Origin of the sequence: Janthinobacterium sp. SUN176 (assembly GCF_030587335.1) — a bacterium.
In the GTDB taxonomy this organism is placed as follows: Bacteria; Pseudomonadota; Gammaproteobacteria; order Burkholderiales; family Burkholderiaceae_D; genus Janthinobacterium; species Janthinobacterium kumbetense.
In genome coordinates this window covers 181,526-195,891 of record NZ_JAPWIA010000007.1, presented here as the reverse complement: position 1 = coordinate 195,891, position 14,366 = coordinate 181,526, and the positions used below count along the sequence as shown (strand labels likewise).

The 14,366-nt window shown below is 66.7% G+C and carries 14 protein-coding genes; 1 reads left to right on the top strand and 13 read right to left on the bottom strand.

The window, feature by feature from the left end; all coding sequences use genetic code 11:
• Window position 1: 1 nt before the first annotated feature.
• From O3299_RS27455 to gspG, 9 genes are read right to left on the bottom strand one after another with little or no spacing between them, the layout of a single operon-like run.
• Entirely contained in the window at window positions 2–493 is a 492-nt protein-coding gene (locus tag O3299_RS27455; RefSeq protein WP_305063641.1) for a type II secretion system protein, read from the bottom strand.
• On the bottom strand, window positions 490–2,505 hold the full coding sequence (locus O3299_RS27450) for a secretin N-terminal domain-containing protein (RefSeq protein ID WP_305063654.1): 2,016 nt from the start codon (window positions 2,503–2,505) through the stop codon (window positions 490–492). The genes O3299_RS27455 and O3299_RS27450 overlap by 4 nt, the downstream gene beginning before the upstream one ends.
• Window positions 2,505–3,026 carry a hypothetical protein gene (locus O3299_RS27445; protein WP_305054495.1) on the bottom strand — a complete coding sequence of 174 codons (522 nt, stop codon included), beginning with the start codon at window positions 3,024–3,026 and terminating at the stop codon, window positions 2,505–2,507. The genes O3299_RS27450 and O3299_RS27445 overlap by 1 nt, the downstream gene beginning before the upstream one ends.
• A complete protein-coding gene (locus tag O3299_RS27440) occupies window positions 3,023–3,607 on the bottom strand; it encodes a hypothetical protein (protein ID WP_289900058.1) in 585 nt (194 codons plus the stop codon). The genes O3299_RS27445 and O3299_RS27440 overlap by 4 nt, the downstream gene beginning before the upstream one ends.
• Window positions 3,604–4,152 (bottom strand): hypothetical protein, encoded by a 549-nt coding sequence (locus tag O3299_RS27435; RefSeq protein ID WP_305054494.1) that lies wholly within the window; start codon window positions 4,150–4,152, stop codon window positions 3,604–3,606. The genes O3299_RS27440 and O3299_RS27435 overlap by 4 nt, the downstream gene beginning before the upstream one ends.
• Window positions 4,149–4,967 carry a hypothetical protein gene (locus O3299_RS27430; protein ID WP_305054493.1) on the bottom strand — a complete coding sequence of 273 codons (819 nt, stop codon included), beginning with the start codon at window positions 4,965–4,967 and terminating at the stop codon, window positions 4,149–4,151. Before O3299_RS27430 ends, O3299_RS27435 begins: the two co-directional genes overlap by 4 nt.
• Window positions 4,960–6,666 (bottom strand): GspE/PulE family protein, encoded by a 1,707-nt coding sequence (locus O3299_RS27425; protein ID WP_305063640.1) that lies wholly within the window; start codon window positions 6,664–6,666, stop codon window positions 4,960–4,962. Before O3299_RS27425 ends, O3299_RS27430 begins: the two co-directional genes overlap by 8 nt.
• Window positions 6,663–7,868 (bottom strand): type II secretion system F family protein, encoded by a 1,206-nt coding sequence (locus O3299_RS27420; protein WP_305054491.1) that lies wholly within the window; start codon window positions 7,866–7,868, stop codon window positions 6,663–6,665. The genes O3299_RS27425 and O3299_RS27420 overlap by 4 nt, the downstream gene beginning before the upstream one ends.
• 36 nt (window positions 7,869–7,904) lie before the next feature.
• Window positions 7,905–8,348, bottom strand: coding sequence for a type II secretion system major pseudopilin GspG (gene gspG / locus O3299_RS27415; RefSeq protein WP_034751618.1), 444 nt, complete (start codon window positions 8,346–8,348; stop codon window positions 7,905–7,907).
• A 262-nt stretch (window positions 8,349–8,610) separates the two neighbouring features.
• On the opposite strand from gspG, the gene O3299_RS27410 reads away from it, so the two are divergent.
• A complete protein-coding gene (locus tag O3299_RS27410; protein WP_305054490.1) occupies window positions 8,611–8,976 on the top strand; it encodes a protease inhibitor I9 family protein in 366 nt (121 codons plus the stop codon).
• Between the two features lie 6 nt (window positions 8,977–8,982).
• Here O3299_RS27410 and O3299_RS27405 read toward each other — a convergent pair whose 3' ends face one another.
• The 4 genes from O3299_RS27405 to O3299_RS27390 all read right to left on the bottom strand — a co-directional run bounded on the left by O3299_RS27405 (window position 8,983) and on the right by O3299_RS27390 (window position 14,233).
• Window positions 8,983–9,666 carry a LuxR C-terminal-related transcriptional regulator gene (locus O3299_RS27405; RefSeq protein ID WP_305054521.1) on the bottom strand — a complete coding sequence of 228 codons (684 nt, stop codon included), beginning with the start codon at window positions 9,664–9,666 and terminating at the stop codon, window positions 8,983–8,985.
• Complete coding sequence (locus tag O3299_RS27400; protein ID WP_251350029.1) at window positions 9,666–10,376, bottom strand: winged helix-turn-helix domain-containing protein; 711 nt, start codon at window positions 10,374–10,376, stop codon at window positions 9,666–9,668. Before O3299_RS27400 ends, O3299_RS27405 begins: the two co-directional genes overlap by 1 nt.
• Window positions 10,377–10,569: 193 nt before the next feature.
• Window positions 10,570–11,208, bottom strand: coding sequence for an NF038129 family PEP-CTERM protein (locus tag O3299_RS27395; RefSeq protein ID WP_251350027.1), 639 nt, complete (start codon window positions 11,206–11,208; stop codon window positions 10,570–10,572).
• Between the two features lie 10 nt (window positions 11,209–11,218).
• Entirely contained in the window at window positions 11,219–14,233 is a 3,015-nt protein-coding gene (locus O3299_RS27390; RefSeq protein ID WP_305063639.1) for an ExeM/NucH family extracellular endonuclease, read from the bottom strand.
• Between the last annotated feature and the right edge of the window lie 133 nt (window positions 14,234–14,366).

Sequence of the window (14,366 nt, the reverse complement as noted above, 5' to 3'; positions counted from 1 at the left end):
TTCACCATAGACGGTAAGGCACGTTGTTCAGGCCGGTCTTGTTGGAAGTCGAGTACACATCGTACACATCGTCGCCCTCGCGCGGTTCGGTCGCTTCGCTGGCGTAGCTGCGCTTGCCCCACGTTTGCGCATCGCTCAGGCCCGCGTCCGCATTGAACGGGTCGCGCGGCACGCGGCGCAGGAAAAACAGCTTGCTGCGCTTCGGGTTGCGCTGGTCCGGCACGCCCTCGACCAGCAGCTCCAGGCTTTTCGGATAGCCGCTGGCGTCGGGCGTGCGCATGACGCGGCCTTCGTCGCCGGCCCGTTTATAGGCGTCGAGCCCCTGGCGGATCTCGCGCAGCGCGCGCCGCAATTCCTGCTCCTGGCGCCGCTGCACCGTCACCTGCGTAACGGGGATCACCAGGGTGGCCAGCACGCCCAGGATGGCCAGGGTCACCAGCAGCTCGATCAGGGTGAAGCCGCCTGGCCCGCCCTGCGCATGCGCCAGTCTCATTTGGCGGGCGCCACCGGCACCGGCTGGCTCGATGACAGCGGCAAGGGCGACGCCTGCAGCGGCACGGGCTGGCCAGCCGAGATCGGCAAGGGCGAGGCGGCCGGCTCGGGCGACGGCGCCACTTCCGGCGCGGGCACGCTCTGCGGCAAGGCCGGCGGCACCTGGCCCGGCGTCATCAGCTGCTGCGCCGGCGCCGGCTGCATGCCGACGGCCGACGGGCCAGAACGCACGATCACCGTGCCCGGCATCTGCGTGGGCGCTTTGGCCGCCATGTCGGGCCGGCGGCGGAAGCTGCCTTCCGTGCCGGCGGAAAATTCCGACTCCTTCGCTTCCGGACGCTGCACCGTGCGCACCAAGTGCGGCGTGATCGACAGCACGATTTCCGTCTTCTGGCTATCGTCCTTGCTGCTGCCGAACAGGCGGCCCAGCACGGGTATGTCGCCCAGGCCCGGCACCTTGTTACCCGAGCTGCGCTCTTCATTGTTGATCAGGCCCGCCAGCACCTGGTTTTCGCCATCCTTCAGCTGCAGCATGGTCGACGCCTGGCGCGTGCCGATCTGGTACAGGGTCGAGCCGCTCCGGGTGGTGGTGGCCGCGCCCAGGTTGCTCACCTCGAGCGAGATGCGGATGCCCACCTCGTTGTTCAAATAGATGGTCGGCTCGGCGTTCACCGTCAGGCCCACGTCCAGGTAGCTGATCGATTCGGAAGCGAAGCCGCCCGTGCCCGGCGAAATCGTGGTGGTCACCACGGGCACCCTGTCGCCGATGACGAATTTCGCCTTTTCCCGGTTGCGCACGCGGATGCGCGGGTTGGCCAGGATGTTCGCGTCGCCGTCCGTCTTGTTGGCGTTCGCCGTCACGGCCAGGTTGCTCACGCCGAGTGTACGCTGATTCAGATTATTCAAGTCGTTGATGGTCAACCCGATCCCGCCCGAAGTACTGAGCGGCGTCAAGGTCAGGCTCGATGGCCAGGCCACGCCTAGCTCCATCAGGCGGCTGCGCTTGACTTCGAGGATTTCCAGCTCCAGCACCACTTCCGCCTCCGGCACGTCCTGCAGCGCGATCAGGCGCTCGGCCAGGCGGATCGCCTCGGGCGTGTCGCGCACGATGACGAGGTTGAGTTTTTCATCGGCCACCACGTCGCGCGTCTTGAGGATGGTCTTGAGCGTGTTGGCCACCTGCTTGGCGTCCGCGTTCGCCAGGAAGAAGGTTTTCACCAGCACTTCCTGGTATTCCTTCAATTTCGCCGCCACATTGGGATAGATCAAAATGGTGTTCGCATCCATCACCTGCTGTTCCAGCTGGTTCGTCACCAGCAGGAAGTAGACGGCCGATTCCACCGTGCTGTTTTTCAGGAAGATCGACGTTTTCGCGTCCGCCTTGACGTCCTTGTCGAAGACGAAATTGAGGCCGGAACGGCGCGCGATCAGCTCGAACACCTGTTTTAACGGCGCGTCGCGAAACTCGATCGTGATCGGCTGCTTGTACGACCTGGCCAGGCCCGATTCGACGATGGGCGGCGCCGTCTTTTCATCGACCTCGCGCAGCAGCGCGCGCGCGCCCGCGTGATTCGGCTGCTCCGTCAGGATGGCGTTCAGGCGCTGGCGCGCGGGGTCGTATTGTTTTGCCTCAAGCGCCGTGCGTGCATCGGCCAGCAATTTCCCCTGGCGCTGCTCGCGTTCGAGCGCGCGCAAGCCGCTGTTGGCCCGCTCGTTCTGCGCATCGATTTCCAGCACGCTCATGAAGGAGGCGCGCGCCAGTTCGCCCTGCCCCGCCTGCGCCTGGCGCTCGGCCTGCTGCAAGCGGCTGCCGGTGGCCCGCTCGCGCGCCTGCAGATAGGCGCTGCGGTATTGCGCGTTGCCGGGGTCTTGCTGCAGCGCTTCCTGCAGCTTTTGCAGGCCGGCCGGGATGTGATCTTGCGCAATCAGCTCGCGCCCGTCGCGGTAGGCTTGCTGCCCTGCGCAGCCGGACAGCAGCAAGAGCAGCAGCGCCGATGAAAAGGAACGAGACATCACTCGGAAACTCCAATGTTGAGCTGCTGAAGCTGGTTCAACGGCAGATAAGTGAGCGTCATGACGGGCGGCGCGATCGTCACGACCTTGTAGGCGCCATCGACGACGGTATTGGCGCGCACGATATACGTCTTGTCGGCGCGCGATAAAAACACTTCCCAGGCGCCGTCGGCGGCCGCCTTGCCCAGGTAGACGAAGGGCAGCGGCGGCGCCATCGGCGGCGGTGGCGGCGGCGCTGCCGTCACTGCCATTTTCGGCGGCGGCGGATTCCAGTTCTGGCTCTGGAAGACGCCGTCGGCGCCGCCAAAGGTCTCGCCCTCCTCGCCCGCCACTTCGCTGCGCGGCAGCAGGGCCAGGATGGCCGGCTGCGCGGCCGGCGCCTTGACGGCCGCATGGCGCGCGGGCGCGACGGCCCGCTCCACCGCTTCGGCCACGTCGGCCACGGGCTGGCGCTCGCCGAACAGCAGCAAGGCGCCCGCGCCCAGCACGCCGGCCAGCATCAGATAGTGGCGCGGCGTCATGGCGCGCCTCCCGCATCGCCCGGCGCATCGGCCTGCGTTTCGGTCAGATAAAACGTCAGGCGCAGGCGCGCTTCCAGTTGCGTATCGGCGATCTGCTCGCGGCGGAAACTCAGTTCGTCGAGCGAGGCGAAGGGAGCGGCGCGCAGCGCTTGCAGCGCGAACTGCCACACGGCCCCGTAACTGCCCTTCAGCGGCAAGGTCACCTGGTAGGTGGCGACCCTGCTGGCCTTGTCGTAGCCGCTCTTGTATTCGCCCTGCGCCAGCAGCAAGCCATTTTTCGCGGCCAGGTCGAACAGCTGCTTGACCTGCTGCTCCGCGTGGCGCTGCTGCCCCAGGGCGGCATAAAAGCGCGCCAGGTTCTCGCTGGCCGTCGCCGGCGGCGCCGCGATGGCGACGGCCAGCGATGGCACGGGCAAGGGACGCGCTTCCAGCTGCGCCGCCACGGCCCGTTGCTGCCAGGCCCACGCCCAGGCGGCCACGCCCAGTGCGAGCAAGGCCACGGCGATGCAGGCGGGCGCGCCCAAGCGGCGCAGCAGCAGTTGCGCGCGCAGGCGCAGGATATTGATGTCGATGGCCATCATGGCGTGCCCCAGCGCGCTTCGAGCTGGAAGCGCAAGGGTTTGTTCGGGTCGAGCGCATTGATTTCATGGCGCAGCAGCTGCACCCTGGCGCCAAACAGCTCCTGCTGCTTCAGTTGCGCGATGTAGGCCACCATGGCGTCGCTGCCGGTCGTCTCGGCCGTGATCTTCAGCACGCGCTTGCGCGCATCCGGTTCCAGCGCCAGCAGCGCGATGGCGGGCGGCGTGGCGCTGGCCAGCGCATCCTGCAAGTCGCGCCACGGCAGGTTCAATTGCAGGATGGCCGCATTCACGGCCGCCGCCTGCGCGGGCGCGATGGCGATTTGCGGCGCAGGCGCGGGGCCCTGCATGGCGGCCATCACGCGCTGCTGCGCGCGCTGTAACTGCCCCTCGCGCAGCTGCTGGCGCTGCAACGCGGCGCTGCCGCTGCAGGCCGCCGTGACGGCCAGCGCCACGCCCAGCACCCCCGTCATCCACGCCCAGACGGGCACGCGGTGCAGGCTGCGGCGCCAGCCGGGTGGCGCGAAATCGAAATCGAGGCGCGTCATGCCACGCCTCCGCTGCGGGCCAGCCGGGCGGCCGGCGACAAGGCGCCTTCCCCGTCCGGCGCGGAAAAAATCTGGCAGCGGAACGCTGCCGCCGGCGCCAGCCAGAGCGCTGGCGGCGCGCCGCATAGCTGCAGCAGCGCCGGTGCGGGCACGCCTTGCAGCAGCGCCTCGCGCGCCAGCGTGTGTTCCAGCCAATCCTGGCCCGCGCCGGGCGGCACGGGCAGCGCGCGCACGGCGCGCAGGCGGCCATCGTGCCGCACGCCCAGGGTCAAGGCATTCTCCTGCAGCTGGCCGAACCAGGCGCCCGGTTTCAGCGCGTCGTGCCAGCGGTTCCAGTGGCGCGCGAATTGCGGCGTGATGAAAATCAGGGCCAGCTCGCGCGCGGCCGCCACGCGCGTCAGCTGCGCCAGCAGGGCACGGGGCACGGCGCAAAAAAACGGCGCGCGCGCATCCCAGGCGCTGCTGCTATGCCACAGGCCGGGAGGATCGCCATACAGCGACTGGAAGCGCAGCGCGGCGGCCGCCTCGATATCGGCCAGGCGCGCGGCGCCGTGCGGCATGTCCACTTGCCACAGGCGCGCCAAGCCATCGTCGAGCACCACGGACAGGGGCCAGCCCGCGTACTCGCCGGCCGGCAGAATCTGTTCCAACGCCTGCCACAGGGCGGCAAAGTCGCCGTGCAGCGTGTCGCCCGGCACATACGCGGCTTCGCCCAGCGGTGTCCAGGCGGGCGCGCGCCAGCGGCTGCTGCGCCACAGGCTCACCTTGCCCGCCGCCACGCCCAGGCGCAGTCCCAGTCCATAACTTCTACGCATGCAGGGTGACCCTCTTGATTTCCGTGATGGTGGTGGCGCCCCGCTTGACCAGTTCCAGCGCCGCCAGGCGCAGGCTGCGCGTGCCGTTCGCATGCGCGGCCGCCTTGATCTGGCGGATCGGCTTCTTGTCGACGATGAGTTCGCGGATTTCATCGGTCAGCACGAGGATTTCGGCGATCGAACGGCGCCCCTTGTAGCCCGTGCCGCGGCAGTCGCCGCAGCCCTTGCCCTGCTTGAATTGATATGCATCAACGTCGGCGCGCGCCAGGCCCACGCTGGCCAGTTCAGAATCGTCCGGCGTATATTCGGTAGCGCAATGGGGGCAGTTGGTGCGGATCAGCCGCTGCGCCCAGATGCCGTTCAGGGCCGAGACAAACGCATACGGATCGATGCCCATGTGCGTGAAGCGGCCGAACACATCGAAGACGTTATTCGCATGCACGGTGGTGAGCACCAGATGGCCCGTGAGGGCCGACTGCACGGCAATTTCCGCCGTCTCGCGGTCGCGGATCTCGCCCACCATGATCTTGTCGGGGTCGTGGCGCAGGATCGAGCGCAAGCCCTTGGCAAAGGTCAGCCCCTTCTTCTCATTCACGGGAATCTGCAGAATGCCGGGCAGCTGGTATTCGACGGGGTCTTCGATGGTGATGATCTTTTCGCGCCCGTTATGGATTTCCGTCAGCGCCGCGTACAGGGTCGTCGTCTTGCCCGAGCCCGTGGGACCCGTGACGAGCAGCATGCCGTAGGCTTCCTGCGCCAGCGCGCGCAAGGCTTCCAGCGACGGCGCGTCAAAGCCCAGCGCTTCGAGGGTCAGGGCGCCGTACGCCTCGATCATGGCGCGCTTGTCGAGGATGCGGATGACGGCGTCCTCGCCATGGATGCTGGGCATGATGGAGACGCGCAGATCGATTTCGCGCCCGCCCGATTCGACGCGGAAGCTGCCGTCCTGCGGCACGCGGCGCTCGGCGATATCGAGTTCGGCCAGCACTTTCAGGCGCGAGATAATGTGCTCCGCCACTTCGATGCCGTTGACGGACGTGGCGTGATCGAGCACGCCGTCGACGCGATACTTGACGGCCAGGCCGCCGGCCGTGCTTTCCAGGTGGATGTCCGAGGCGCCCGCCTTCAGCGCGTCATACAAGGTCGAGTTGACCAGCTTGACGGCGGGGCTGGCCGCTTCCGACACGCTGGCGAACGACAGCACGGCGGCCGTCTTGCCGTCGCGCCGCGCGTCGGTGGCGGCGCCGGGCAGCAGGCTGTCGACGGCGCGCGCCGACTCTTCCTGCTTCGACAGGTAGGCGCCGATGTCGGCCTGCAGCGCCAGGCGGATGCTCAAGGCGCCCTGCCCCGCGCGCGCGCCGAGCCAGGTTTGCAGGTCCAGGTCGAAGGGGTCGGCGATCACGCCCACCAGCTGGCCGTCGGCGGCGCGCAGCAGCACGCTGTGGCGCGCCAGCGCCTGCGACAGGGGCAGCACGTCGAAGGCGGGAGACAACGCCAGCATGTCGGCCGTTTCCAGCACATCCAGGCCGAACGGGCGCGCCAGCGCGCGCACCACGGCGCGCGCCTCGATGCCGCTCAATTGCTGCAATTCCTCGACCAGGCTGCGCTTCGATTGGCGGCACAGGAGGCGCGCGCGCTGCAGCAGCGCGGGATCGATGGCCACGCCGGCCACGGGGGATTCGGCTACGCTCTGCATCATGAAATATCGCCGGCAAGATCAAAGATGGGCATGTACAGCAGGATCACGATGGCGCCCACGACGAGGCCGATGGCGGCCATCAGCAGCGGCTCGAAGGTGCGCGTAAAACGGTCGATCCAGCGGCTGATTTCGCCGTCATAAAAGGCGGCCGACTGCGTCAGCATGGGGCCCATGTCACCCGTGCGCTCGCCCACGCGCAGCATGCGCAGGGAAATGGGCGTCGTCAGTTGATATTGCTCAAACGCGGACGACAGGGGCTGGCCCGCCTCGATGGCGCCGCGCGCCTGCTGCAACGACACCTGCATGCCGGGCGACACCATCGCCTGCACGGTGGCGATCGCCTGCACGATGGTGATGCCGCCCTCGGCCAGCATGCCCAGCGTCAGGTACAGGCGCGACAATTCATAGATGCGCACGCGCTCGCCGATGCCGGGCAACTTCGCCAGCAGGCGCGCCACGCCGCCATGGCGCAGCACGCGCCGCACGGCCGACCATGCGACGCCGCCCGTGATCAGCAGCCCGAGCAACAGCAGCACGCCATGCTGCGTGACGAACTGGCCCCAGCTGAGCATGACTTGCGACATCCACGGCAAGTTGCGTCCCGCGCCCTGGTACACCTCGGCGAAGCGGGGCACGACATAACTGATCAGGAAGGCGCTGACGCCGCCGCCCACGGCCAGCAAAATGGCGGGGTAGATGGCGGCGCTGACGATCTTGCCGCGCACCGTATCGATGCGCTGCTGGTAATCGATGTAGCGCGACAAGGCGCGCGGCAAGTCGCTCGTGCCTTCGGCCGCCTTGACGATGCCGATATACAAGGGAGGAAACAGTTCCGCCTGCTCCGCCAGGGCGGCGGAAAAGCGCTTACCTTCGCGCAAGCCTTCCAGCAGGCGCGTGAGCACGCTGCGCGTGGCCGGCGACGCTTCCTTTTCCAGCAAGGCTTCCAGCCCTTCGACGATGCCCAGGCCCGCGTTCAGCAGCGCCAGCAACTCCTGGCTGAACAACAGCAGGGGCAAGGCCCGCGCGCGCTGGCGGCCGGCGGCGCTGAACGGCGTGGCCCGCAGCGGGCGGATGGCGCTGACGAACAGGCCGCGCGCCTCGGCCTGGCGGCGCGCGTCGGCTTCGTTGCGGCCGTCGATCACGCACGTCTGCAAGGTTGCTACGGCCTGGTCCGTGGAAAGCGCGCGTACTTCGAACTGCATGATGGCTTGTCCGTAGGAAAAAGAATGGTGCTGGCGTTATTGCGAACTGATGTCGGCGTTCTCGCCGCTGCCGCCCGGCTGGCCATCCTTGCCCATCGAGACGATGTCATATTCGCCCTTGCTGCCCGGGGCGCGGTATTGATAGGCATGGCCCCACGGGTCGAGCGGCACGGCCTTTTTCAGGTAGGGTCCATTCCAGCGCGTGCCGGCGGCGGGCGGCGCGACCAGCAGCGCGGCCAGGCCTTCTTCCGTGGTCGGGTAGCGCCCCACGTCGAGGCGGTAGGTATCGAGCGATTTTTCAAACGCCTCGATCTGCGCCTTGGCCACCGTCACTTCGGATTTGCCCAATTGGGCGAAATATTTGGGGCCGACATACGCCGCCAGCAAGCCGATGATGACGATGACGACCAACAGTTCGAGCAAGGTAAAGCCGCGCGCATGGCGCGTTGCTGCAAGGTTCTGCCTGTGTGCTGCATGCATCCGGTAACTCCTTATTGCCTACCTTCAATACATTGCCGCCATGTGCACCGCTGGTGGCCGCGCACAGGCGGCGCGCGCCTGCCTGATGCCTAGCAGGCTACCATGCCGCTTATGGTTAATACAATCTTTTGTTTGTACTGAAAACAACAAAATCCTAGGGGAAACCATCGCGTTTGCACTAACGCAAGTCGCGCGCCACCTGTCCCGCGGCAGGCGTACAATCGGCGCATGTGCGGCCACGCCGCCTGCCTTGGGAGCTTGCATGTCTGCAATCCGTTTCAGCCTTGCCATCCTGGCCGCCGCCAGCGTACTGCCTGCCAGCGCGTCGGCGACGCCACAGCGGCAGCCATATATTGTTGAAGTGCGCATGCAGTTGACGCCGCCTGACACAATCCAGCGGGAAACCCAACGGGAAGCGGGACGGCGCGCCGTGCTGGCGCTGGTGCCCGATGCCATCGTGCAATATCACTACACGGCCGCGCTGAACGGCTTTGCCGCCCTGCTGACGCCGGCCGAAGTCCAGCGCCTGCGCACCAGCCCCCTCGTCGCGCGGGTGGCGCCCGACACCGAGGATCAGTTCAACAGCGGCGGCATGCACCGGACCGCCGCACCCCGGCCACAGCGCTAAGCAGCATCAGGCGGCCAGCAGGCGCAGCGCGATGCCGCGCGAGACGGCTTGCGTGCGATTGCTCACCCCCAATAATTTATAGATGCGCTGCAAGTGGCTTTTCACGGTCCCCCCGCTGATGCCGAGGATTTGCCCCACCTCTTCATTGCTCTTGCCGATGCTGACCCAGTGCAGCACTTCCAGCTCGCGCGCACTGGCCGCGCGCGCCGCGCCGGCGGGAGCTGCCTGCGCGCCGTCCGGCAGCGCCAGCCAATGCAGATGCAGGCAGGGCAGCAGCAATTCCAGCACGTACGCCTGGCGCGCCGGGTCGGGCCAGGCAGCGCAGGGGGCGCGGAACAGGGCAAAGAAACTGCCGCCGCCAGCGCCCGCGCTGCCATGCACGAGGGTCCCGTCGATGAAGGCGACGCGCCGCCCGCCAGCGCGCCAGGCCTGCGCCAGCCGGGCCACCTGTCCGTGGCGCGGGTCGCTGAAGTCCCGCACCTCGGCTTCGGCCAGCACCGCGCTATGCCAGGCCGCGCTGCGCACCACGCCGCCATCGGCGCCCAGTTGCGCGCAGACGAGGACGGCATGCGGCAGCAGCGCCTGCAGCGGCCCCTGGCTCCACAAAAAGAAATCGCCGGGCGCGGCGATGCCATGCGCGCCGAGTATGGCGTGCAGCAAGTATTCCTGCTCCCGCCCCGTCAGCAACATCAGGCGCACACGGCGGTGTCAAACGCCAGGTAGCGGTAGCCGCTGCCGCGCACGGTTTCGATGCGGTGGCCGCAGCCGCCCGGCAGCAAAGCCTGCCGCAAGCGTCCCACGTGGGCGTCGACCGTGCGTTCGTCCAGATACGCGGCATGGCCCCACACCTGGTCCAGCAGTTGCGCGCGGCTGTGCACCCGGCCCGGATGGTCCATCAAAAAATGCAGCAGCTTGAATTCCACGCGGCCCAGGCTGACGGGCACGCTGCCGGCCGTCACGCGCCGGGTGTGCGGATCGAGCCGCAAGGCGGCGCCGTCCGCGCTTGAGCCTGCGCGCAAGGCCGCTGGCGCGCGCCGGCGCAGTAGCGCATGCACGCGGGCCAGCATTTCACGGGGGCCGACGGGCTTGCACAGATAATCGTCGGCGCCGCTTTCCAGGGCCAGCACCTTGTCCTGTTCGCTGTCGCGCGCGCTGACCATGATGATGGGCAAGTCGCACAGCACGCCATCCTGGCGCACCTGGCGCAGCAGCGCGATGCCGGACGCATCCGGCAGCTCCCATTCCAGCAGCAGCACGTCGGGTGGATCGGCGGCCAGCAAGGCCAGCGCGCCGCGCGCATCCACGGCGCAGCTGACCCGGTAGCCGGCGCCTTGCAGGTTATGCACCAGCAAGGCTTGCGAGGCTGGCGCAGGATCCAGCAGCAGAATATGACGGCGCATCGATGCATCCTCCCGAAAAAAGTGGGCGGCCCTCCCTGAGAAACTAGACGGCACGACAAGTTTTTGACTATGCATCAAGCGTAAAACGGTGACTAATACAATTTAGTTTCCTGATTTATAGCTATTCCGAATAAATAGGCGAAAAAAACACAGCGCACCGAGGCGCGCTGTGTTCAGGCGGGACAACGACTATTTATGCTGGCGTGACGAACTGGCGCCGGCGCAAGGCAAAACCGATCAGCGCCAGGCCGCCCGTGAGCATCATCCATTCCGACGCTTCCGGCACGGCCGAGATCGTCGCGATGCTGGCGTAGGTGCTGCCGGCTATGCTGGCGGGCAAGCCGCCGTTCAGCGGGGTCAGTTCGAATTGCAGCAGGTTGCCATTCGCATTGCCCAGGTAAGCCATACCCGTGTAGTCGAGCAAGCCCACGCCAAACGTCGTGCCCGCGTTGCCGGCCGTGTTCAGGAAGTCGCCGCCGAAGACGACGTTGAAACCGAACTTGCCGCCCAGGGTCACGTTGTGGAACCAGTCGTTGTAGGCGCCGCTATTGCCGAAGGTCAAGGTACCGGGCACGCTGCCGCTGACATTGCCTTCCAGCGATTCCAGCGCGCCGAACGCGCCCGAAAAATTGCTGAGCACGGCGCTGGCGCCCGGCGCGGGGCTGTTGCCGGCGATAAAGGCGAAGTCGAGGAAGCCGGCGCCGGAAAACGCGCTCGTGTCGATTTCCACGCGATAGGCCAGCGGGTCCGCCAGCGCCACGCTGGAGCTGGCGGCCAGCACGGCGGCCAGCACGGCGCGGCGCAGGGCCGGATGGAGTTTTGTTGTCAACATGATGGTGTCCTTAGAAGTTGCCGGCATAGATGCTGGCCGAGTAGGTGATCGTCACTTTCGACGGATTGGTGAAACTGACGGCAAACGAGGCCGTCGCGCCCGGCGCCAGGCTGGCGGCATTCACCGTGACATATGCGGCGCCCGCATGGGTGCCCGTGGCATTGGCCAGGCTGACGCCGGCCGGCAAGCCGCCGAACGCCACCTGGAACGGACCGGCCAGGGCGCTCGTACCCGTGTTGGTGAACGAGAACGTGCCCGTGTATTTTTGCGTCGCGCGGTTGTACGCGAGGCCCGAGCTGGCCGTCGAGACGGCGGCCGTGATGTCGCGGTAGGCAGGCTGCAAATCCAGGCTGATGACGACCGGGTCGTGGTCCGAGGCGCGGTAAGGCAAGGCGTTGTACAAGTCTTGCGGCTTGGCCGAATCGATGTTGTAGTCGATCACTTCCGGCTCGTCCGCATTCACATGCCACTCGGCCACGCCGGCCACTTGCGGGCTCAGCGACGCGCTGGCCAGCGCGTGGTCGAGGTAGCCGCTCTGGCCGCCGAACACGTACGAGTACGGCATGCCGGACGGCCGCACGAAACGCTCGAGTTCGTTGACGAAGCCGGCGCCCGTGATGACCTGGATCGGGTCTTCCGCGCCATAGGAATTGAGGTCGCCGATGACCAGCACGTCAGCGTCGCCGGCAGCGGCCGCCACCTGCGGCACGAAGCTGCCCACCAGACGCTGGGCTTGCTGCACGCGGGTGGCGTTCCAGCAGCTCTGGCTATCGTTCTGGTCCGCGTCCAGCCCGCTCGACGGGCAGCTGCCCTTCGATTTCAGGTGGTTGACGATCAGCGAGAATTTCTCTCCATTGCTCGCAAGAAAAGTTTGCGCCATCGGTGGCCGGTTGTTGATGGCGTTGGCGTCCGACAAGGCGCCGCCCACCAGGCCCAGCTTGCCCGGCTTGTAGATCATCGCCACGCGGATGGCGTCCGTGCCCGTGGCGGCCGGTTTCGGCACCACGGCGTACGTGACGCCGCCGATGGCCGCGTTCAGCTGGTCGACCAGGTAAGTGACGGCGATTTCGCCATTGTTCTGGATTTCCATCAAGCCCACCACGTCCGCATCGATGGCTTTCAGTTCGGCCACGATCTTGTCGCGCTGGCGCTCGAATTCGGCCAGGTTGTCGGCGCCGCGGCAGTTCGACTTGGTGGTCGAGGCGCCCACGGTGCAGCCCTGCCCCGTCTGCCCAAAGATATTGTTGCCATTCGTAAAGGTCGTGAAGAAATTCAGCACATTCGCGCTGGCCACCTTGACGTTGCCGGATGGCAGTTCCGGGCTGCCCGTGCGCGGGTTGTCGCGCGAAAACTGCGGCATCTGCGTCGGCTGCAATTTATATGCGGCCCCGCCACCGCCGATGGCACCGAAATCGACCACGCCCGTCAGGTCGGCCACTGTATCGCCGCTGCGCACGGTGTTGTCCTGGCCGATGTAGGGAATCGTGAGCGGCGTGACGAAAATGCCATCATCGAGCACAATCAGGTTGTTCGCATTGGCGGCGATCAAGGCTTGCGCTTCGGCGGAACCGGCCGGATAGCGGTTGGTCGGCACTTCGCGCCGGCCCGCCGACAGGGTCAGCTCGCCGCGCGCGCCCAGGTAGGCGTTTTGCGACACGGTCAGGGGCTGCGTGAAACGCACCAGCATGCCTTCCACGGCGGCCAGCTTGTCGTTCGGCAAGGTCACATTCGTCGGCACGATGCCGTGGCCCGCGCTTTGCGTGAGGATGGCCGTCACGTCCTTCAATTCCGTGTAGGAATTCTTGGCGCCCGTGGGCGTGTATTCGAACACCGTGCCCGTCACGCGCACCAGTTCGCCCGGCTGCACGGTGGTAGCCGTCGCGCCCGTGTACACGAAGATGCCGTCCGACGTCGATGGATCGCCGTCGCCGGCCGCGTCCTGGATGAAGAAGCCCGTGCCCACTTTCAGGGTCACCACGCCTTCCGTCGTCTGTACGGAATTGGCGTAGGGGCTAGCCGCGCCACTGCCCTGGATTTGCGGAATCGTGTGGCTGACGGCGGCCAGGCCTTGCACGGCGACATCCACCTTGCAGGTGGCCGTCTGCTGCTGGTCATTGCTGAAGCTGACGATCACGGGATAGTTGCCCACCGGCACGCCGGCGGCCACCAGCAGGCTGACCATGGCGCTCTCGCCCGCCACGCCGGCCGCGCTGAAGTTGGCCAGGCTGATGCCGGCCACGGCCGGCGAACTCAAGATAGCGGCGTTCACGACGCCATCCGCGTCGGACGCGCGCAGCACGGCGCTGCCGCCATTGCCCACGGCCAAGGCCAGGCTGGCAGGGCAACTGGTGACGATCTTGTGCACGACGGGGCCGCCGCAGACATTCAGCGGCGAGGCCGTATTGCGCGGCGTCACGCTGCCGGTGGCAAAATCCACGCTGTTATCGTCCGTGTCGCCGCAGCCGCCATTGGCGCGCAGAATCGCCAGGGTATTCGAGGGTGCGGGCGCCACGGCGCCTTCGAAGCCGTTGGCCGTGCCGAAGCCGACCAGGTCGATGACGGCCGCGCCCGTGGGGCTGGCGCCCACCTGGGCTGTCTTGCTATTACTCAACAGTACCTTGCCCGTTGTGCCGGACATGGCCAGGGTGCCCGTCGCGTCCGGCGTCGGCAAGTCCTGCGTGCCGCCCGTGCCCTTGGCTTGCTGGACCAGCAAATACTGGCCAGGTTGCAAATCGATAGCCGGCAAGGCCGTCACGGACCAGCTCGTGTTGGCGGCGGCGCCGTACTGCACGCTCCAGTTGCTCAGGTTGACGGGACTGGCGCCACGGTTGAACAGCTCGATGAAATCGTTGCGGTACACGGCGCCCGTATTGCCACCGCCCCCATACACCTGGCTGATGACGACATCGGACACGGCCAGGGCTGGCAAGGACAGGCTGGCCAGCACGGCGGCCATGACCGTCAGGCGCAACGGTTTACGCAGGGACGAGAGCGGGACGGACGGGACGGCAAGGTGGACATTCATGGTTTTCCTGGTCGGTAAGATGACGCCAACCCGGACAGGCGCTGGCAGGCTGTTCTTGACAAAATGATGACGAACTTATGATTTGCATACTAAACAGTGTGCATGACGAGTTGATGACATTTCATTAAGCTGA